Annotated in this window: 18 protein-coding genes; 8 read left to right on the top strand and 10 right to left on the bottom strand. The window is 70.8% G+C overall.

All coding sequences use genetic code 11. The annotated features are described in order from the left end of the window. Positions 1–63: 63 nt before the first annotated feature. Together ACIRG9_RS13650 and ACIRG9_RS13645 are read right to left on the bottom strand one after the other, a co-directional pair. On the bottom strand, positions 64–810 hold the full coding sequence (locus tag ACIRG9_RS13650) for an ABC transporter ATP-binding protein (protein ID WP_402854692.1): 747 nt from the start codon (positions 808–810) through the stop codon (positions 64–66). Between the two features lie 2 nt (positions 811–812). Continuing rightward, positions 813–3,638 (bottom strand): FtsX-like permease family protein, encoded by a 2,826-nt coding sequence (locus ACIRG9_RS13645; protein WP_402854690.1) that lies wholly within the window; start codon positions 3,636–3,638, stop codon positions 813–815. Between the two features lie 99 nt (positions 3,639–3,737). On the opposite strand from ACIRG9_RS13645, the gene ACIRG9_RS13640 reads away from it, so the two are divergent. Then, complete coding sequence (locus tag ACIRG9_RS13640; RefSeq protein ID WP_402854688.1) at positions 3,738–4,373, top strand: PadR family transcriptional regulator; 636 nt, start codon at positions 3,738–3,740, stop codon at positions 4,371–4,373. A gap of 20 nt (positions 4,374–4,393) precedes the next feature. On the opposite strand, the gene ACIRG9_RS13635 is transcribed toward ACIRG9_RS13640, so the two are convergent. Beyond that, positions 4,394–5,056, bottom strand: a complete 663-nt coding sequence (locus ACIRG9_RS13635; protein WP_402854686.1) for a response regulator — start codon at positions 5,054–5,056, stop codon at positions 4,394–4,396. Beyond that, entirely contained in the window at positions 5,044–6,339 is a 1,296-nt protein-coding gene (locus ACIRG9_RS13630) for a sensor histidine kinase (RefSeq protein WP_402854685.1), read from the bottom strand. Before ACIRG9_RS13630 ends, ACIRG9_RS13635 begins: the two co-directional genes overlap by 13 nt. 135 nt (positions 6,340–6,474) lie before the next feature. On the opposite strand from ACIRG9_RS13630, the gene ACIRG9_RS13625 reads away from it, so the two are divergent. Then, positions 6,475–7,122, top strand: a complete 648-nt coding sequence (locus ACIRG9_RS13625) for a DUF998 domain-containing protein (RefSeq protein ID WP_402854683.1) — start codon at positions 6,475–6,477, stop codon at positions 7,120–7,122. A 128-nt stretch (positions 7,123–7,250) separates the two neighbouring features. Here ACIRG9_RS13625 and ACIRG9_RS13620 read toward each other — a convergent pair whose 3' ends face one another. Continuing rightward, the gene (locus tag ACIRG9_RS13620; protein WP_402854681.1) at positions 7,251–7,406 is read right to left on the bottom strand and encodes a hypothetical protein; all 156 of its coding nucleotides are present in this window, start codon (positions 7,404–7,406) and stop codon (positions 7,251–7,253) included. Positions 7,407–7,506: 100 nt separating this feature from the next. Continuing rightward, complete coding sequence (locus ACIRG9_RS13615; protein WP_402854680.1) at positions 7,507–8,058, bottom strand: DM13 domain-containing protein; 552 nt, start codon at positions 8,056–8,058, stop codon at positions 7,507–7,509. 112 nt (positions 8,059–8,170) lie between these two features. Here ACIRG9_RS13615 and ACIRG9_RS13610 point away from each other — a divergent pair, with 112 nt between their 5' ends. Beyond that, positions 8,171–8,869, top strand: a complete 699-nt coding sequence (locus tag ACIRG9_RS13610; RefSeq protein ID WP_402854678.1) for a response regulator transcription factor — start codon at positions 8,171–8,173, stop codon at positions 8,867–8,869. Then, the gene (locus ACIRG9_RS13605) at positions 8,866–9,903 is read left to right on the top strand and encodes a sensor histidine kinase (RefSeq protein WP_402854676.1); all 1,038 of its coding nucleotides are present in this window, start codon (positions 8,866–8,868) and stop codon (positions 9,901–9,903) included. Before ACIRG9_RS13610 ends, ACIRG9_RS13605 begins: the two co-directional genes overlap by 4 nt. 274 nt (positions 9,904–10,177) lie before the next feature. Here the strand turns inward: ACIRG9_RS13605 and ACIRG9_RS13600 are convergent, their stop codons facing one another. Beyond that, entirely contained in the window at positions 10,178–11,464 is a 1,287-nt protein-coding gene (locus ACIRG9_RS13600; protein WP_402854674.1) for a DUF4386 family protein, read from the bottom strand. A 101-nt stretch (positions 11,465–11,565) separates the two neighbouring features. On the opposite strand from ACIRG9_RS13600, the gene ACIRG9_RS13595 reads away from it, so the two are divergent. Continuing rightward, the gene (locus tag ACIRG9_RS13595; RefSeq protein WP_402854672.1) at positions 11,566–12,228 is read left to right on the top strand and encodes a TetR/AcrR family transcriptional regulator; all 663 of its coding nucleotides are present in this window, start codon (positions 11,566–11,568) and stop codon (positions 12,226–12,228) included. 279 nt (positions 12,229–12,507) lie between these two features. Here the strand turns inward: ACIRG9_RS13595 and ACIRG9_RS13590 are convergent, their stop codons facing one another. Beyond that, on the bottom strand, positions 12,508–13,653 hold the full coding sequence (locus tag ACIRG9_RS13590; protein ID WP_402854670.1) for an epoxide hydrolase family protein: 1,146 nt from the start codon (positions 13,651–13,653) through the stop codon (positions 12,508–12,510). 63 nt (positions 13,654–13,716) lie between these two features. Between ACIRG9_RS13590 and ACIRG9_RS13585 the strand changes: the two genes are divergently transcribed. After that, positions 13,717–14,673 carry a helix-turn-helix transcriptional regulator gene (locus ACIRG9_RS13585; RefSeq protein ID WP_402854668.1) on the top strand — a complete coding sequence of 319 codons (957 nt, stop codon included), beginning with the start codon at positions 13,717–13,719 and terminating at the stop codon, positions 14,671–14,673. A gap of 351 nt (positions 14,674–15,024) precedes the next feature. Here the strand turns inward: ACIRG9_RS13585 and ACIRG9_RS13580 are convergent, their stop codons facing one another. Together ACIRG9_RS13580 and ggt are read right to left on the bottom strand one after the other, a co-directional pair. After that, a complete protein-coding gene (locus ACIRG9_RS13580) occupies positions 15,025–15,765 on the bottom strand; it encodes a hypothetical protein (RefSeq protein ID WP_402854666.1) in 741 nt (246 codons plus the stop codon). Between the two features lie 186 nt (positions 15,766–15,951). Next, positions 15,952–17,865: a gamma-glutamyltransferase gene (ggt, locus tag ACIRG9_RS13575; protein WP_402854665.1), complete on the bottom strand. Its 1,914-nt coding sequence runs from the start codon at positions 17,863–17,865 to the stop codon at positions 15,952–15,954. A gap of 499 nt (positions 17,866–18,364) precedes the next feature. Here ggt and ACIRG9_RS13570 point away from each other — a divergent pair, with 499 nt between their 5' ends. Together ACIRG9_RS13570 and ACIRG9_RS13565 are read left to right on the top strand one after the other, a co-directional pair. Next, positions 18,365–18,568, top strand: coding sequence for a hypothetical protein (locus ACIRG9_RS13570; protein ID WP_402854663.1), 204 nt, complete (start codon positions 18,365–18,367; stop codon positions 18,566–18,568). Between the two features lie 403 nt (positions 18,569–18,971). Then, a complete protein-coding gene (locus ACIRG9_RS13565; RefSeq protein ID WP_402854661.1) occupies positions 18,972–20,411 on the top strand; it encodes a helix-turn-helix domain-containing protein in 1,440 nt (479 codons plus the stop codon). The last annotated feature ends 24 nt before the right edge of the window (positions 20,412–20,435 follow it).

The following is a 20,435-nucleotide window of genomic DNA, read 5'->3' as shown; positions in this document are numbered from 1 at the left end:
CTGCCTCCGGCCGGGCGAAACGCCTCGCACCGGCTGATCGCCGAGGCGATCCGGGAAACCGCCCTACAGGCGCAGCCGGCTCGCCCGGGTGTACGTGTCGGTCGGGTCCTCGCCCTCGGTGAGGTCAACGTCCTCGACGATCCGCCCGTCGCCGAGCCGGATCAGCCGGTCGCAGCGCGCGGCGATGGCCCGTTCGTGGGTGGCGAGCAGGATCGTCATGCCGTGCCGGTCGCGCAGGTCGAGCAGCAGGTCGAGGATCTGGGCGCCGGTGGTGGAGTCGAGGTTGCCGGTCGGTTCGTCGGCCAGCAGCAGCCGGGGCGCGCCCATCAGCGCGCGGGCGATCGCCACCCGCTGTTGCTGCCCGCCGGAGAGCTGGGCAGGAAGCGCCCGTTCCCGGCCGGCCAGGCCCACCGCCTCCAGCAGCTCACCGGCGCGCGTCACGTGCCCGGCGTGGCCCCGTCGGGGCAGCACCGGCGCGATGACGTTGTCCAGCACGGTGAGCGCCGGCAGCAGGTGGTAGCGCTGGAAGACGAAGCCGACCCGCTGTCGGTAGCGGGCCAGGGCGGACCGACGCAGCGCGGTGACCTCGACGTCGTCCACCGTGACGGTGCCCTGGTCGGCCTGCTCGATCGCGCCGATCAGGTGCAGCAGGGTGGACTTGCCGGAGCCGCTCGGCCCGGTCAGCGCCACCACCGACCCGGCGGAGATCTCCAGGGACACGTCGTCGATTGCGGTGAGTCGCTCGGCGCCGGTGCGGAACTGCCGGACCAGCCCGGCCGTGCGGACCGCGCTGCCCGTGGTCGCGTCCATGCTCACTCCTCTGCGAGTAGTCGTGCGGTGGGCAGGCGGCGCAGCAACGCGGCCGGGACGAGCGCCGCCAGGCAGGTGACCAGCACCCCGGCCAGCGCGACGGCGGCCGCCACCAGCAGCAGCGCCGCCGGCAGCTCACCGACCAGCCAGGCGGCTCCGCCCAGGCCCAGGGCCGCGCCGGTGAGCGCGCCGAGCGCGCCGAGGAGTAGTCCCTCGTAGCCGATCAGGCGACCCAGGGCGGCGTCGGTCCAGCCGGTCGCGCGCAGCGTCGACAGTTCGGCGGCGCGATCCCGGATGTTCAGGTAGAGCACGTCGGCGACGGCCGCCGCACCGAGCAGCACCGTGGCCACGGCCGCCAGGGCGTCCGCGCCGCGCACGCTCAGCGACACGGTGTCGCCGAGTAGGCTGCCGACGATGGCGCCCCGGAAGGCATACGCGGCGGCGGCGACCAGGGTCAGCGCGGCCACCCCGATGGCCAGCGCGCCCGCGCCGAGCAGGGTGCGACCGGGGGTGCGGACCAGGTTCACCAGGGCCAGGCCGGGCAGGGTGCGGGGCCGGCGTACCCAGCGGGCGGTGGCCACCGGCGGGCGCAGCGCGGCGGCCGGGTGGGCGCGTGCGGCCCGTAGTGCCGGCGCCAGGCCCGCGGCCAGCGCCAGCAGCAGGGCCACCGGTACGGCGAGCAATGCCTGCCGCCAGTCGACGTCGATGCCCAGCGCGGCGCCGAGCGGGAAGGCCAGCCCGACGGCGAGCAGCCCGGCGGCCAGCCCCAGCGCGGTGACCTCGCCGAGGATCAGCGCCGCGATCCGGCGGGCCGGCCAGCCGAGGCAGGCGAGCACCGCCAGTTCGGGGCGGCGGTCCCGGACGGCGGCGGAGACCGCGTTGCCGAGGAACAGTACGCACACGAGCAGTACCAGGACGAACAGTGCGGCGCTCTTGCGGTCCACGGCGTTGGTGATCATGGAGGCGACTCCGAGCGCGGACCAGTTTTCGGTCAGCCGCAGGTCGGGGCGGCCGAACGCGCCGGCCGGCAGCTCCACGGTTTGTGGCGCGGGGGAGGAGCCGAGGGTGATGTCGACGTCCAGACCGGTTTCGGTGGCGATCCGCTCGGCGATCAGCCGGACCCGCTCGGCCGAGCGTTTGCTGTACCCGTGCACGTCGGCGACCCGGACTCGGATCGCGCTGATCGGGGCCGCGCGCTGTGGGCTGGTGCCGCCCTCCAGCAGCTTCGGCACGCTGGCCAGGTTGGTCAGCAGCAGCGGTGGGGCGGAGAGGTAGCCGGCCGGGTTGCCGCTCGGCTCCAACGGCTGCCCGCCGAGGGCGCTGCGGCTACGTTCGTCGGCCCCCTCGGCCTGTGGCGGCTCGTAGGTTTCCAACGGCAGCCTGCCCAGGTCGCTGAACCCGGTCAGCTTCTCCGGGTCGAAGACCCCCACCGTCTGCCAGGATCGGAACGGACCGCTGGTGCCCTGCGCGACGGCGAGTCTTCGCAACTGTCGAGAGCCGGTGTCGTCGGCGAGCCAGGGGCGGGGGAGCGGATTCTCCGTGCGGTAATCGCCATATACCTTGGAGTCGGTGCGCAGGCCCCCTTCGGCCAGGAGGGTGCCGGTGCTGGTGGGGTCGTACGTCGTCTCCCCTGACTGCATCAGCACCTGGAGTTGGCCAAAGCAGCATCCGGTCTCGGAAAGGCCCTCGTCGAGCCAGGAGCGGAAGCCGGACGTCACATCCTGTTCGTCGCCACTCAGGGAGATCCCCTTCGCCCCGTCGAGCGTCTGCTCCAGATTCTCGACCGGCACTCCGGGGATTTGAAGATCGGGAATGCGGGTTACGCCGGTGCGTAGCGCACTGTCGATGAACGGGCGACTGGTGACCAGCACCGGGAACCGCCAGTGGACGACAACGCCGGCCGGGCTCTCGGTGGGCGTCTCGGCTTCCCGTAGGGTCCGGCCGTCAACCAAGCTGCCGCCGAGTCCCACCAACCGGTCCTCTGCACCGGGATCCACCGCTGCCAGCAGGAACGGCACGGTCAGGTCGTAGGTCAGTACCAGCCGGTCGGCGCTGCTGGCCGGTCCGTCGCCGCGAGGGGCCAGCAGACCGGCCGTCGCCTCGAACCGGCCGTCGGGGCGCAGCCGGACGACGTCCAGATTCCAGGTGTCGCGTTCCGACAGCGCGGCAGGGTTGCCCAGGAGATTCCACCACGGATCGCAGATCGGCTGGCTACGTCCATCCGGCAGAACCTCACGGGGAGCCGGCCCGCAGGCGCCTATCGGGTAGGTCCGGCCGTCCGAGTAGGGCGTGGCGTCGTTGCTGAACTCTGCGCCCAGCACGGGATAGATCAGCGGATGCTTGGTCACGTAGACGTAGTTGGGCTTGGCCTTCGTGGTGGAGAGGCCCCGCTCGGCGACGAAGGTCCGGTCGACGCGAATGACCTGGCGGTCCAGACCGCGGTCAACGGCGTCGGTGAGGTCGATCGACAGGGGCACCGGGGCGGTGGAGTAGCCGAGCATGGCGATCGGGGCGGCCACGTCCACCCCGGCGACGGCCTTGACCCGCTCGTACTGTGCCGTGGTGATGCCGCCGTAGAGGCCCGAGAGGTAGTTGGGGCGGACCAGTCCCCGCTCGGCCTCCAGCGGCGTACGCGTCCCGTTGGGACGGACGAGGATGTCGTACGCGGCCCGGGTGTTCCGTTCGACGGTGCCGGTCACCGCCAGGCGGGAGGTGGTGGTGGCACCGGTCAGGACGACGAAGCCGGTGGTGGCCACCAGCACGCCGGCCAGCAGCGCCACCGACCGTCCCGCACGGCCGCGAAGCTGCCCCCAGATGAAGTTGAGCATGTCGCGCCTCCCCGTGTGCTGACACACACTGTGCGCGATACATTGTGACAATGCAAGGCCCGTTCGGCCGGACGGGCCCGGTCCGGATTGGAGGAGACGGTGGCGATCCAGCACGCGGTCCTGGCCCTGCTCGCCCGAGGCCCCAGCTACGGCTACGAGCTGAAGAGCGCCTTTGAGGCGGCGGTCGGCCCACAGTGGGGACCACTCAACATCGGGCACCTCTACCAGATCCTCGACCGGCTCTCCCGTGACGACATGGTGGTCGCCGAGCGGCAGGCCCAGCCGGTCAAACCCGACCGGGTCGTCTACGAGATCACCCCGACCGGCCGCGCCGAACTGGAACGCTGGCTCGCCGAGCCCAGCCCCCGCAGCGGCGGGTTCCGCGACGACTTCTTCCTCAAGGTCACCGCCGCCGCCCGCACCGGCACCGCGGCGACGGTCCGGACGGTGCTCGGCAACCAACGCGGCCACCTCATGCGGGAACTGCGCAACCTCGACGCGCTGCGCCGCGCCGCCGACGACCCCGTGGTCCGGCTGCTGCTGTCGGCCGCCAGCCGGCACGTTGAGGCCGATCTCGCCTTCGTCGATGACGCCGAGTCGGCGCTGCTCGCCGACGGCGGCGCGACGCTCGCCGCGCTGGCCGACCGCGCCGGGCCGACAGCGCCCCCAGCTGGCCCGGCCCGCCCCAGCGCGACGGCGACACACGACCCCGGCCCAGCCCGCGCCGCCGGCTGAGCGCCGGGCGGATCCTCGCCTCAGGGCCCGGGGCGGCGCAGGTAGGCGAGGACCGCCAGCACCCGGCGGTTGGTGTCGTCGCTGGGCGGCAGGTCCAACTTGGTCAGGATGTTGCCGACGTGCTTGCCGATCGCCGCCTCGGTGACGTGCAGCCGCGCCGCGATCGCCGCATTGGAGTGGCCCTCGGCGAGCAGCGCGAGCACCTCACGTTCACGGGCGGACAGGGCGGCAAGCGGGTCCCGCGGCCGGTGCAGCAGATGCCGGACCACGTCGGGGTCGATGGCCGTCCCGCCGGCTACGACCCGGCGCAGGGTGCCGGCGAACTCGGCGACATCGGCAACCCGATCCTTGAGCAGATAGCCGACCCGCTGGCCGTCGCCGCTGTCGAGCAGCGCGGAGGCGTACTCGGTCTGCACGTACTGGCTCAACACCACCACCGGGAGCCGCGGCCGCTCGGCCCGGAGCGCCACGGCCGCCCGCAGGCCGTCGTCACGGTGGCCGGGCGGCATACGGATGTCGGTGACGAGCAGGTCCGGCTCGTGGCCGCGCACCGCCTCGAGCAGGGCCGGAGCCGAGCCGACGGCGGCGACCACCTCGAAGTCGAACCGGGTCAGCAGGCCGACCAGACCCTCGCGCAACAGGACCTCGTCCTCGGCGAGCACGACCCGGATCACCGGGGACATGGCAGCTCCACCCGCACGAGCGTAGGCCCGCCGGCCGGGCTGGCGAGCAACAACCGCCCGTCGACGGCGGCCACCCGGTCGGCGAGGCCGGTAAGACCCGTACCCCGGGCCGGATCGGCGCCGCCGCGGCCGTCGTCGGACACCTCGACGACGAGGTGGCGGCCCACCTGGGCCAGCCGCACCTCGGCCCGGGTCGCCCGGGCATGCCGGGCGACGTTGCCCAAGGCCTCCGACACCACGAAATACGCGGTCGTCTCGACCAGTTCGGGCAGGGGCCCGGCCAGGGAAGCGTGGACGGTGACCGGAATGGTGGCCCCGCCGGCCAGCTCCCGCACCGCACCGGCCAGGCCGAGCTCGGTGAGATCCTGCGGGCGGATACCCTGCACGATCTGCCGGAGCGTGACCATCAGATCCTTGGCCTGGTCATGGGCGATATCCAGCGGCCTGGCCGCGGGCGAGTCGTCGGGCACATCGAGCCGGGCCAGCCCCAACTGGAGGGTCAGGCTCGTCAGCCGAGGCTGCGCCCCGTCGTGCACATCCCGCTCGATGCGCCGGCGTTCCGCCTCGTACGCGTCGACCAGGCGAGCCCGGGAGCGGGTGACCTCCCGCAGCGCCACACCGTCGGCCGGTGGCCCACCGAGCAGCCAGCGCGCCACGGCGGCCTGTCCGGCGACGAGCAGACCAGCCAGATACCACAGCACCGGGACGAGCAGGAGCCCCACGATCGCGTAGGGGACCGCCTGACCGGGCGTGTCGACCGTGACCCACCCCAGGACCACCCGGTCCTCGTCCCCGGCCAACCATGGCCCGGCGAGCAGCGTGAGATCCAGCAGCATGAGCAGCGCGAAGATCCCGTACGCGAGCGGCACGGCGCCACCCAGCCAGCAGGCGTACGCGACCTCCCGCCACGCCGTCCCACTGGTGTAGCGCGCCGCCAGGCCGCTCGGCCGGCGCTGCTCCGGCAACGGACGCGGGTCGACGAGGCCGAGCCGCCACCGTTCGATCGCGGTCACCGGGGTGATCACGACAGGGGCGAGAAGCACCAGGACGATGCCGGTGACGGCGAGGCAGAGCAGGAGCGGCAACTCGATGGGGCGATCCTGGCGGAACGCACCGATCACCAGCAGCAGGGGATTGCCGACGATGAGGAGCGCGACCGCCAGCACCGCGGCGAGGGGCACGCTGGTGACGGCGTACGCCAGCGCCCGCCACGGCCAGGCGGAGATCAGGTAGCCGGGCCGGCGTAGCGCCGTGGCCAGGTACGGGGATTCGTCTGCGGTCATGCCCGTCAAGCTAGCCAGCCGGCATCGGCCCGACCCAGCCGTCTGGACCCCCAATCCTGGGTATACCTGGCCCCACCCGGGATCGGGCGCCTACACCCAGTGCGTCGCCGGCCCTGGCGACGCTGGACTGGGCGCATGCGAATCGACCGCCTCGGCGCCTGCAGTTGGCTGCTGGCCACCCCGCTGTTCCTGACCGCGAACGTGATCACGGGGCTGGCCTGGCGGCACCCGCCCTTCAGCTGGGCCACCAACAACATCAGCGACCTGGGCAACGTCACCTGCGGCAGCTGGGACACCACCCGACCGCGCGAGGTCTGCTCGCCGTGGCACGTGGCGATGAACAGCGCCATGATCGTCACTGGCCTGCTGCTCGCGCTCGGGGTGCTGCTCACCTGGTCGGCGCTCGGCTGCGGCGCCGCCACCACGGCCGCGCGGCTGCCGGCGCTCGCCGGCGCGGGCGGGTACGTCCTGGCCGGTGCGTACCCGGCGGACGTGAACGAGAACAACCACTTTCTTGCGGCACTGCTGATCTTCGTACTCGGCAATGTCGGGATGATTGTGGCGGCGCTGGCCCGACGGTCGCCGGTCCTGAGCGCGATGCGCGCGGACAGCCTCGCGCTGGGGCTGGCCGGCCTGGCCGGTACGGCCCTGTTCCTGGCGCAGGTCGACGTCGGGATCGGCGTCGGCGGCATGGAGCGGCTGGCCGTCTTCCCGCTGCTCGCCTGGACGGCCCTGGTCGCGATCCGGGTCATCAGACTCCCTTCCGCGGATACCCGGGTCTGAAGTCCGGAGAGGAGACGGGACTCCTGCGGTGCGGGGCAGGGAGAGCTGATTCGCCGCTGAGGCGGATCGGCGTGCTGCGCCCAGCCCCGGCTCGGACCGCGGCCGCAGGCTGGGCCCGGCGACGCCGTTCAGCTGGAAACGGTCGGCGCTCGATGCGCGACGTAGGCGTCGATCTCAGCCAGGACGGCAGCCTTGCCCGGGTCGTCGAGGAACGAGTACCGCACCGCCTGCCGGGCCAGATCGGCGACGCCGTACTCGTCCAGGCCGAGCAGGTCCGCGGCCACCTGGTACTCCCGGTTCAGGTGGTGGAGAACATCGGCGGGTCGTCGGAGTTGATGGTCACCGGCACACCCGGTGGGCGGCGGAGTGCGACACCGTCGCTGCTCATGCGTTTGGGACGGCGAGCGGCGCGGCGCCGAAGGACACCGCGAATCGTTTGCACCAGATCGACACGCTGCGCAGCCCGTCCAGGTTCGCTGACGCCGGGATGTCGTACGCCTGGTCGCCGATGTTGCCCTTGAGCCGGCCCAATTCGACCCAGCGGCCGTCATCGAACACGTGCCAGCCCGCGCGGCCGGGCAGCACCTCCCGATCGGTGAGCCAGACCCGCAGGTCGGGGCCGTCGGAGGTGTCCAGCCCGCGTAAGAGCAGCTGACGGCGGCCGTCGGCGAGGCGGACCAACTGCGCTTGGCCGGTCGTGTCGTGCTCGTGGGTGATGAAGTTGCCGGCGGCGAGGATCAGGTCCGCGGGCGCCACCGAGTTGCTCGGCTGCGGCTCCGTTGAGCCGGTCGGCTGGGGCTCCGCCACCGTGGGCAGCGCCTCGCGTACCTCGCGGTTCGTCACCAGCCGCCACGGCTGGAACAGGTACAGACTCACCCCGAGTCCGGTGAGGACCACGACGGCGAGAACGGACAACAGCCAACGTCTCCTGAGCATGTCGATGACGGTAAGCCGGTACGGTGCGGGAAGATCTTTCCGTTTGCTTACGGCGTCCTGGCGGCAGGTCGCGCGCGTCCGCACCGGGCCGCTGATGGGTAGCGTTGCGCCCATGGGGCCTCACGTGCTCGTCGTCGACGACGATCGAACGGTGAGCGATGTCGTACGGCGTTACCTGGAGCAGGACGGCTGCCGGGTCCGGCTGTCCTTCGACGGGGCCGACGCGCTCGCCGCGGTCGCGGCCGAGCGACCCGACCTGGTCGTCCTCGACCTGATGATGCCTGGTGTCGACGGCATCGAGGTGTGTAAGCGGCTGCGCGGCCGGATGCCGGACCTGCCTGTCGTCATGCTGACCGCGCTCGGTGATGAGGCCGATCGGGTCGCCGGGCTCGAGGTCGGCGCGGATGACTATGTGACGAAGCCGTTCTCCCCGCGGGAACTGGTGCTGCGCATCCGGTCCGTGCTGAGACGCGCGGCACCACGCGACGGGGGAGTCCCGGCGGCGCTGTGCGACGGCGACCTGACGGCGGACACCGAACGGCGGGTCGCCCGGCTCGGCGACGATCACCTGGCGCTGACCTTGCGGGAGTTCGACCTGCTCGCGTTCCTGCTGCGAAACCCCGGGCGGGCCTGGTCGCGCGCCGAACTGCTGGACCGCGTGTGGGGCTGGCGGTTCGGCGACCAGTCCACCGTCACCGTCCACGTCCGCCGGCTGCGGGAGAAGATCGAGGAACGCCCCGCTGAGCCGCGACGCATCGTAACCGTGTGGGGTGTCGGCTACCGGTACGAGCCACAGGGGCCGGACCGGTGAAGGATCTGCTGCTCATCGGTCTCTACGCATTGATCGCCGGAGGGATCGTCGGTGCGCTCGGCGTCGGCGCGTTGCGTCTGGTGCGCCGCCGGTCGATCCTCGCTCATGTGGCGGTGCTGCTGGCCGTCACGGTCGTATCGGTGGCCGCGGGAGTCACGGCGGTCGCGCAGGCCATGTTCCTGTCCGCACACGACCTGCAGGTCGTGCTCGTTACGGTTGCGGCGTCCGCGGCGGTCACCCTGGCCGTCGGGGTGGCGTTCGCGCGGCGGCTGGCACAGGCGGCGGTCTGGGCCGACCAGGCCCGGCAGCGGGAACGGCAGCTGGAGGCCGGCCGCCGCGAGCTGGTCGCCTGGGTTTCCCACGACCTGCGCACCCCGCTCGCGGGCCTACGGGCGATGGCGGAAGCGCTCGAGGACAAGGTGGTCGACGATCCGACGACGGTGGCCCAGTACCACCACCGGATTCGGGTCGAGACGGACCGGATGACCCGCTTGGTCGACGATCTGTTCGAGCTGTCGCGGATCAACGCCGGTGCGCTGCGGCCAGCACTGTCCCCGGTGCCGCTCGGAGACATCGTCTCGGATGCGATCGCCGCCACGGCGCCGCTGGCCGCCGACCGGCGGGTGCGGGTACTCGCCCCGGAGACCGGCTGGCCGACCGTCCGGGCGGCCGAGGCGGAACTCGCCCGTATCATCACGAATCTGCTCGTCAACTCGGTGCGGTACACGCCGCCGGACGGCACGGTGCGGATCGACGCCGGCCGTGACGAGAAAGATGTGTGGCTTGCCGTCTCCGACACCTGCGGCGGCATTCCCGAGGCGGACCTGCCCCGGCTGTTCGACGTGGCGTTCCGGGGGGAACGGGCCCGCACTCCCGCACCGGCCGGCGCCGACCGTGGCGGGCCCACCGGCGGGGGGCTGGGCCTGGCGATCGTGCGCGGTCTGGTCGAGGCGCACGGCGGACGAGTGCACGCGCACAACGTCGCCGACGGGTGCCGCTTCGTCGTCCGCCTCCCGGCGGCCCCAACGAGCTGACGACCCGACTGTCCCACCAGCGGTCCGGGGCGATCCCACGGCCGCGCGTCGTGGCCGAGAGGCAGCAACGACGCAGGCGGTAACCACCCCAGGATCGGGTTACTCACACCCGCCCCGGGCCGGGTGCCGACGACCCACACGGCCCGGGGCGGCAACGGCTCCAACACCGCGCGCCGAGCGTCGGTCAGGCCGGGACCCGATCACGCTCGACCGCTGTCCCCGTCCTCCGAACTGTCGGCCTGCGGGGCGCGACAACTGGGCGTGGTGGCCACTGTCAAGCGATCTGCAACTGGCGGTCCCCGTCCGGGTCGGGCCGGCGACGGCTGCGCGAGCGCGCCGCGAACATGAGCAGCCACGCCATGAGGACGACCTCACCGCCGAACGTGACCGCGGCGATCTGGATCGTGTACGCGGCCGAGACCAGCGTTCCGATCGAGTCGGCGAGGTAGCCCGCGCCGGCGATCGCCACGAGCACCGCCACCCAGGTCGGCGCAGTGGGAGACCGCCATGCGAGCCAGCCGATCATCAGCAGGTGGACTCCGAACAGGATCAGACCCAGGCTCCAGATGTCCTCGAATTTGGTGATCTGTGCGTACACGTTGAGGCTGATCTGGTCGGTCGCCGTGCCGTCATGCAGAATGCCGGCGGCGGCGATGAGGTGCGTGATCGCGACGGCGAAGACGACCGCGTACGCGGTGCGGCACCAGGCCGAGAGCAGTGCGACGGTGCGGTGGGTGTCGGCGAAGAACACCCGCAGCGCCCAGGCAACCAGCACGTCGAGGCAGGCCACCGTGAACAGAGCGGCGACGGCAAGGGCAAACGCCCGTTGATTCGACAGCAGTCGGGTGGTGGTCTCGGCGGCGTCGGTGGAGACCAGCCGTTGCACGATGCCGAAGTTGGCCAGTCCGGCGAGAACCGCCATCAGCAGCAGGCCGAGCCCGGCGGCCAGCGCCGCACGGCTTGCCCGGGACCTGCCGTCCACGGCCGCCGCTGCGTTCGACGGCCCGGCGGAAGCGGCGCCCGGCGGCACGGCGGTGGGCGGCGTGAAGCCGCGAGTGAGCAACAGCAGACCGAGGACGAGTTCGAACAGGCCTCCCGGGATCGCTGGCACGAGCCCGACGGTGGCCCCCGTCAGCTCGGCGGCCGCGCCGGTCGCCAGCAGCGCGTATCCGGCGAATCCCCAGATCGCCAGCCACTTCGGCAGCCAGCGCTGCCGGTTGAGGGTCAGGCAGAATGGCAGGCTGCCCAGCCCCAGCGACAGCATGGCCAACTGGTATGCGATGTCGGCGGCACCGGCCCCGACCGAGTCCAGCAGAACGATCCCGGCGGTGAGCAGGAACGCCTCCGCGCCGCGCGCGACAAGGTATGCCCAGGCGGTGCCCGGATGTGGTCGGCGCAGCGCCCGGAAGACCAGGATGCCGATGGCCGCCACCAGGACGGAGTTGAGCACCACGAGCGCCGTCCCGGCGAACTGCCCGGCGAGAGTGCTGCCGATGCCGTAGGAGACGAACGCCAACAGGAAGAACGCACCGGCGTATCTGCCGGAGGTGCGGAGGGACATCTTCGCCTCCCAGGCTATCGTACTAAGTACGTGGTACTAAGTACGATACGCTTGGGGGCGAGGCCGGTCAACGCAAGGCCACGAAAGGCGGGAACCAGACAGTGGTCGAACCAGCACGGCAGCTGAGTCGCGAGCGGGTGCTGCAGGCCGCGGTCGGCATCGCCGACGCACACGGCCTGGGGGCGTTGACCATGCGGTCGTTGGCCGCCGAGCTGAACGCCAAACCGATGTCGCTGTACCACTACATCCGCAACAAGGACGAACTCCTCGATGCTCTCGTCGACAGGGTTTTCGCGGAGATCGAACTGCCACAGGTGGGCGGCGACTGGCGCGCCGAGGTGCGCCGGCGTTCCCTCTCAGCCCGTACCGTCCTCGCGCGGCATCCCTGGGCACTGGCCCTGGTCGAAACCCGGACCAGCCCCGGGCCGGCCACCCTGCGCCATCACGACGCCATGCTCGGCGTGCTGCGGGCCGGGGGCTTCTCGCTGCAGATGACAGCCCACGCGTACGCGATCATCGATGCGTACGTGTACGGCTTCGTGCTGCAGGAGGCATCGCTGCCGTTTGACGGCGCAGACTCCGCCAACACGGTCGCGGATTCGATCATGGAAGGATTCGCGGCGGGGGACTACCCGCATCTGGTCGAGTTCGCCACGCAGCACGTCCAGCAACCCGGCTACCACTTCGGCGGGCAGTTCGAATTCGGCCTCGATCTGATCCTCGACGCGCTGGCGACGCGCGGCGGCATTACACGCCCGTCGTGACTCCTACTGCCGTATCCGTCGGCAGATCACCGGCCACGTCCCGGACCACCATCCGCGACGGCTGGCAGCTGGTCAACTACCGCACCGCGGCGGAACACCGGCCGTGCCGCTCCTGGTCGAGATCGCCGACATCCGCGACGACGACTTGGGCAACCACCGACGGCCGGTGTTCCGCGACGGCCCGTTCGTGGGCGCTCGCGCGATTCGGGTCCGGGGCCGTCCCGCCGGTCCGGATCGGGCGGTCCGGGCCGGCGGGAGGTCCGCCTTGTCTGGTCGACGTCAACGGAACCGGCGGAAGAACTCCCGTACGTCGCCGATCAGGAGGTCGGGTGCTTCCATGGCGGCGAAGTGCCCGCCGCGACGGAAGTCGGTCCAGTGCACCACGTTGTGGTCGCGTTCGGCGAGGGGCCGGATGGTGATGTCGTTGGGGAACACCGCCACCCCGGTCGGTACGGGCGACCGGTTCTGGGCCTGGCCCCAGGTACGGGCGTCTTCGTAATAGATGCGGGCGGCGGATCCGGCGGTGCCGGTCAGCCAGTACACCGAGACGTCGGTGAGGATGAGGTCGCGGTCGACGGCGTCTTCGGGCAGGGCGGCACTCGGGTCGGTCCATTCCTTGAACTTCTCGACGATCCAGGCGAGCTGGCCGACCGGTGAATCCGTGAGGGCGTAGGAGACTGTCTGTGGCCGGGTTGACTGGACGATGGCATACCCGCTCATGTCCCGGCCCCAGGTCGTCATGAGCTCGAGGCGGGCCTGGTCGGCCTCGGTGAGGCCGGCCAGCTCGGCCGGGTCGCCGGAGGGGAAGGTGCCCAGGTTGTTGACGTGCACGCCGATCACGTGATCGGGGTCGATGCGGCCGAGTTCGGGGGAGACGATCGCGCCGGTGTCGCCGCCTTGCGCGCCGTAGCGGTGGTAGCCGAGGCGACTCATCAGTTCGGCCCAGGCGCGGGCCACTCGGCTGGTGCCCCAGCCAGGGCCAGCGAGCGGGCTGGAAAAGCCGAAGCCGGGCAGTGACGGAGCCACGACGTGGAAGGCGTCGGCGGGGTCGCCGCCGTGTCGGGCGGGATCGGTCAGCGGCCCGATGACGTTCATGAACTCCACGACCGAGCCGGGCCAGCCGTGGGTGAGGATGAGCGGCAGTGCGTCCGGCTCGGGCGAAGGCACGTGCAGGAAGTGCACGTTCTGCCCGTCGATGACGGTGGTGAACTGGGGAAATTCGTTCAGCCGTGCCTCGTGGGCGCGCCAGTCGTACGTGGTTTGCCAGTAGTCGGCCAGGTCTTTCAGGTAGTCCAGCGGCACCCCGGCCTCCCAGCCGGCGCCGGGCAGCACCTCCGGCCAACGAGTGTTGGCGAGCCGGTGGCGCAGGTCGTCGAGGCGGTGCTGGGGAATCTCGATCCGGAACGGGGTGATCTGATCGCTCATGGCAACCACGCTACGGCCGAGCTAGGACACATCTGGTCCTAGCTTCCTGGCAGACTTCCGGGCATGTTGGAAACCTCCGCCCGGCTGCTGCGTCTGCTCTCGCTGCTGCAGACCCCGCGCGACTGGACCGGCGCCGACCTGGCGCAACGCCTTGAGGTCGACGTGCGGACCGTGCGCCGCGACATCCAGAAGCTGCGCGACCTCGGCTACCCGGTGCACGCCACCCCCGGTGCGGCCGGCTACCGACTCGGCGCCGGGACGAAACTCCCGCCGCTGCTACTCGATGACGAGGAGGCCGTGGCCGTCGCCATCGGGCTACGCACCGCCGCCAGCGGCACGGTGACCGGCATCGAGGAAACCTCGCTACGCGCACTGGCCAAGCTCGAACAGGTGCTGCCGTCGCGCGTACGCCACCGCGTCAACCTGCTGCACTCGGTCACCGTCACGGTCCCCGCCACCGGCCCCACCGTGGACCCTGACGTGCTGACCGCCGTCGCCGCCGCCTGCCGCGAGCACCAGCGGCTCCGCTTCGACTACCAACGCCACGACGGCACCGACTCGGTACGCGACACCGAACCACACCGACTGGTGCACACCGGCCGGCGCTGGTACCTGATCGGCTGGGACACCGACCGGCGCGACTGGCGTACGTATCGCGTCGACCGGATCCGTCCCCGCATCCCGACGGGCCCGCGATTCACCCCACGACAAGCGCCCGACGTCAACCTCGCCGATTACCTCCACCGCGGCGTGTCCACCGCGCCGTACCGCTACCAAGCCCAGATCACCCTGCACGTGCCAGCAGAGGCCGCCGCCGAACGCATCCCACCCACCGTCGGTGTCATCGAAGCGGTCGACCCGCACACCTGCCTCTTGCACACCGGATCCAACTCCCTCGACGAACTCGCCATCTACGTCGCACTGTTCGGCTTCCGCTTCCAGATCCACCAGCCACCCGAACTGATCACACATATCCGTGACCTCGCCACCCGACTCAGCGACGCCGTCGCTGACCGCTGACCGCTTCCGACAACCCCTCGAACGACAAGCCCCAGCGGCCCCGACCAGCGTCCGGCACCGTATTCAGAGCGGACCGACCGGGTGATCTTCAAGGCGCTGCAGACCTACTCGCAACGGCGAGATCGTCCGGTGGAATGACGCGGCTGCGGCCGGTCAGCAGCCGGAGCACCCGCGCCCGTGCTCACGTGCTGGGCTGTTGGCCCACCATCGGGCTGTTCGGGCCCGCTGAGCTCGCCAGGGCTGGCCATCGTCAGGTCGTTCAAGGACGAACGACAGCGCCCAAACGAGGGTCACCGGCGGCGGCCACCACTGGACCACCAGGCTCGATGGCCCTGGTGGCAAGCTTGGAAATTAGCCAATGACCCGTGCCGGGCGTTCGGCGGCCTGCTCCGGCGCAGTCGGGGATCGTCGGCGCTGGTGGATCAGCAGACCTACGAGCAGCAGGACGAGTACGAGGGTCCCTTCGATCAGCCACAGCAGCCAGGACGGCACCGCGGCCGGCGAGCCGTCCGCCGCGCCCGGCTTTCCCAACCACCGCAGGTCACCCGTGATCACCAGCGGCTGATCGGCGATCGTCGTGTGTACCGTCCAGTCACCGATCGGGTGGGGATGGCGGGGATCGGCGGCGACCACCGGCGGCCGCGCCTGGCCCATCCAGTGGATCCGGTGGTCGTGCCAACGCTTGGTGCCCTTCGTGCTGGTCGTCTTCCAGGCCGGAGCCAGCGTGCCACCGTCCTGTCCGGTGGGCACGCTGTCGGCGAACAGGCTCCGGTTCAGGTACGTCGTCTGGGAGAGTTCGTTTTCTTGCACGGACGTGGCGGTGATTCGCAGATACGGCTCCCGGGTGTAGCCGAGAACGATCACCTCGTCCGGACCGTTGTTCGTCAGCTCGATCCACTCGCCGCCGGGATCGACCTGCACCTGGATGTCTGGCCGGGGCGGCGTGACGGCATGCAGTTCGGCTCGGTAGTAGGCGGCATCGGGGACCGGCTGGCCACCGATGTGCGCCTGAGCGACGCCCGGCGCGAGCCCACCCAGCAGAACGGTCAGCCCGGCCAGCAACACGGCGGACAGGCGCGCAGGTCGGTCCATAGCCGCGATTCTGACCACCCGTGACCCCGCCGTGGCTCACAGATGACAAGACTGTCACCGGCCGCCCGAGGCCGGCCCGGCGAGCCAGCGATCTCGAGCGGTTTTGCCCGCCCGACGCGGAACCCCTTTCTGAAGGTGATCTGTCGGCAGACCACCTCATACCGGGGCTCCGCGCCGGACCGTGGTTCAGGACGACCGCGGCCTTGGCAAGCCGATCACGGTGCCTTCACGGCGGGAGTCGGCGCCGCCGTACTGCTTGCCGGTCTTCGGATCGACCACCACCGCCTGCACCGAACCGATGTCGGCGCCGGTGCTGAGCGTGTAGCCGAGGGTGCGCAGACCGTCAACGGTGTTCTGCGGGAATCCGTCCTCGATCGAGACCGAACTTGTCGCGCTGGTCACCGACACGCGAGGCGCGTCGATCGCTTCCTGGATCCCCATCTTGTGGTCGATGAGATTGAGCGCGACGTTGAACACCGAGTTGATGATCGTGGAGCCCCCGGGCGAGCCGAAGGCAACCAAGGGCTTGCCGTCGGGCGTGAGGATCAGGGTCGGCGTCATGCTGCTGCGCGGCCGCTTGCCCGGCTGCACATCGTTGAACCCGGGCCCGCCGGTGTAGGGGTTGACGGTCGGCGTCAGGTTGAAGTCGGTCAGCTCGTTGTTGAGCAGGAAACCGAAGTTGCGGAACGAGGCATCCGTGCCCTGGTAGCCGGCGAACACGCCGATGCCGTGCGACGACTCGATCGTGTTGGTGTAGGACACCATGTTGCCCCACTTGTCGATCGCGGTGAAGTGCGTGGTCGTCTCGCCTGGCCCGGTGACCGGTTCGGCCGTCGGGATCAACGTGCCGGCCGCTACGTCCGGATCCTCGAACGGGCGTGGGTCTCCCGGCGACGGGTTCGGCGTGATCCGCGCACCTGGCACGATCGCGGCCCCGCGGAGCGCGACGTAATCCGGGTGCAGCAGCCCTCGGCCCGGCTCCGGCACGAAGTCGCTGTCGCCCATCCAGATCGACCGGTCTGCGAACGCGACCCGCATCGCATCGGCCATCACGTTCACCGTCTTCGTGGAACCGAAGCCGAAGCCCTGGCTCTCATCCCCGACCGGTAGGGGCTCGAGCATCTTCAGCATCTGGGCCACGGTCAAGCCGCCCGACGACGGTGACGACATCGCCCGGATCTTGTAACCGCGATAGGTGCTCTCCACCGGCGTGCGCAGCGTCGCCTGGTAGTTCTCCAGGTCGGCGAGGGTCATACTGCCGCCCTTGCCGTTCGGGGCCTGCGGACGGTTGAACCTCTGGCCCTCGACGATGCCCTGGGCGATGTCGCAGCCCTTCTCCGGCATGTACACATAGAAGCAGTCGGCGCCGTTGGTGGCGATCAGGCGGAAAGTCTCGGCGAGGGGCTTGTTCTGCACCAGCGAGCCGACCGCCGGGGGTACGCCACCTGCGCAGAAGTACGCTTCAGCCTCCGGCGAGTTCCGCGCCCGGCTGCTGCAGCTGGCTTCCGCATAGCGCGGAGTGGCGGCGAAGCCGTCGTCGGCGAGCTTGATGGCCGGCTGCAGCGTACGAGCGAGCGACAGCTTGCCGTAGCGCTCCAGCGCCATTTCGGTGCCGCGCACCATCCCCGGCACACCGACGGCCACGCCCTGCAGCGAAGGGTTCGGCACGCCCACGAACATGTCGGGTGTCGCACCGGCCGGCGCGCGCTCCCGGGAGTCGATGGCAACCGTCTCGCCGGTCTCCGCCAGGTGGATCATCATGAAGCCACCGCCGCCGATGCCGGCCGACTGCGGCTCCACCACGTTGAGTGCGTAGGCGATTGCCACCGCGGCGTCCACCGCGTTGCCACCCTGTTCGAGGATCTGGGCGCCGGCTTCGGCGGCGTACGGGTTGGCGACCGCCACGACTCCCTGACGGAACGCCTTGCCGGACCACGGCGGCGGGTTGCCCTGTGCTTGTGACGGCAGGGACACGGTGGACTGGATGCCAAGCGACAGATCCTTGCTGCCTGCATTGGCGATTGCCATCGAGCCGGGGCTGGCGCCCACCAGCAGACCTGCCAGCAGGACGCCACCGAGGGCTCTTCGGGAGTGGGTCATCAGATTCCTTCCGTGGATACCTCGGCCTTCAGGCCGGGGAGGAAACGGAACTCCTGCCGGGCAGAGCAGGGAAAGCCGATTCGCCGGTCAGGCGGATCGGCTTGCGCCCACATGCAACCGCATGGTTTGCGAACAGGTGTGCCAGCACGGGAAGCGCTGGTAGGCGCCTCCGACGTGACCTGGTCCGTGTCCCTGCCATCCGACCAGCGTCCTTTCCGGATAGAACGACCCCATGCCCGTTTCGTGCCATGACGGCCGTCGGACTCCGACGTCGCCCACCGGCTGGACCGGTCCGTGACCACAGCCTGCGGGCGGCCTCAGATGTTCGAGCCGCCTCGGTCGGATGTACGGGCCGGCTGGATTGGCGGTGAGCGTATGCGCATTCTCGTCATTGAGCGATCGCGTGAACGGGACTTGAGCATCTCTTGAGGAGCCGCAACAGGTCCGTGTGGACGGACTGCCCGGTCACGACGATCGTCGTGGGCCGGCAGACGGCCCATTGACGTGGCGATCCATAGGAGGATGGACGGCCTCAGCGCAAACGGGGGCGAACCTCGCCCTGGACCTCGCCGTACTGCGTACCCGCGGCAGCAACGCGACCTACGCCAACGAGGGCGGCTGGCCGGTCGTGCTCAACGTGGGACAGAGCATGGTGCTGAACATGCGCCTGCAGTTCCTGGTCCTCTGCATGGCAGGCCGGTAGGCGCGTACCGCCGTCGAGGACGTCCCCGCGGCCGTCCGCGACGGTGCTCTGCCGGTCGGGGAGGAGCGCGGCCTGCCGCTGGTCCGCTTCCCGCTGCGCCGCACCGCCGACGCCCACCGGCTTGTTCAGGCCGGGGCGGGTCGGCAAGGTGCTGGTGGACCTCCTGACGTTCGGCCATGAGCCGCGTCCCGGCCCCGACGAGGGTCCTTGCCCGCGTCTTGCTCCGTTGCCTCGAATGCGAGCCGTAGCGGGGGATGCGGTAACGAATGGGCAATTTTTTGCCATTGGTTAAGCCGAGGGACATGTTGTGGATGTATCCCAGAGTGCTGATGTTGTCGGCTGACGCGGGGGTCAGGCGGTGGGGGTGCCAGGGTCTGCTGATGATCTTGACGAGTTGGTGCGGGTGGCACGGCGGCAGGGGTCGCCGGTGGAGGTGCTGCACTGGCTGGGGCGGCGAATCGGGGTAGAGGCCGCCTGGGTCGGTGGCGCGGCCACGGTCGAAGCCGCGACGGCCGGGTTCCGGCGTACGGTGCTCGACGCGCTGGAACAGCAGATGCGGCACCTGGCCGCAGGGCGGCTGGCTGCGGTCACGGCGCAGGTCGGCGGAGCGCAGGTATACCTTGAGGCCTTTGGGGAGCGTGAGCCGCGTCCGGTCCTGGTCACGGTCAGTGCCGGCGGGTTGTCGCGCGAGGCGGCGGCGCTGGCGTCACGGGCCGGAGGACTGGTGGAACTTCTGGGCCGGGCGCTGGCCGCCGACGACAGCTTTCGCGGGTACGAGCAGAAGGCGCGGCAGGTGCGGTTCGGGGTGCTGACGGCGTTGATGGCGGGGGACGTCACGCTGGCCAGGCGGATGACCACCGGTGACGTGCCGCCACTGCTGGACGCCGAGCGGCTGCGGGTGTATCTGCTGCACTGCCCGCCCGCCGACCGGGACCGGCTGGTCCGCTCCTACCAGGACACCTCTGGTTACCACGGCCCGGGTCTGATGGTGCACTGCCCGGCATTCGCAGAGCACCTGATCTGTCCGATCGCGGAGGACTCGGGCGCCGTCGGGCACCTCGGCCACGGGGCGGTGCTGCAGCGTCTGGTCAGGGAGAACCCGGCCTACGCGCTTGGTGTCAGCAGGCTGCACCCGCTCGACGCCACGGCTGCGGCCTACGGGGAGGCCCTGCACGCCCTGGCCGTCGCGCGCAACTCCCCGGGCCGTGTGGCGGCCTACCGCGGCGAGCCCTCGCTGCTGCACCTGTTGCCCCGCCGGGCGGCGGTCGGCTGGGCGCGGGCCTACGTGGCGCCCCTGCACGCCCTCCCGAAACTCACCCTGGACATCACACGCCTGGCGGTGGCATTTCCCCGCTCCGCGGTGGCCCGCCTGCTGCACATCGGTCGCAACACCGTCGCCGCGCACTGCCAGCGGGCGGAGGAGGCGCTGGGAGTTGACCTCAACGATGTGCAGGGCCGGGCGACGCTCGACCTGGCGCTGTCGCTCAGCAGTCTTCAGAGCGGCCTCCAATACGATCCGGGCGACACCCAGCAGGCCGCGCCGAGCCTGGGGGAGCTGCTGCGCACGCAGCCCGCGATGACGTGGGCGGAGACATTCCTCCGGCCCCTCTGCGACGCCGAGCGCCGCAACCTTCACCTCACCGTGCGGTCCTGGATCGAGGCCAACACCGACGCCCAGCAGGCCGCCGGGGCCCTGGGCCTGAGTAGGAACACCGTCCGGGCGCGCCTGCGCGTCGTCGAGCGCTTGCTCAACCGCGACCTGCTGACGACCGGGTCGGGCATCTACGACGTCGTCCATGCCCTCCGTGCCGTGGGTGAGCACCGTGCACACCTCGCGGAGTAAATCGAGCATTGTGCACGGTGGCTC

Source organism: Micromonospora sp. NPDC093277 (assembly GCF_044765245.1).
In the GTDB taxonomy this organism is placed as follows: domain Bacteria; phylum Actinomycetota; class Actinomycetes; order Mycobacteriales; family Micromonosporaceae; genus Micromonospora.
The sequence above is the reverse complement of the archived record's forward strand: the minus strand, read 5'-3'. Positions and strand labels throughout refer to the sequence as shown.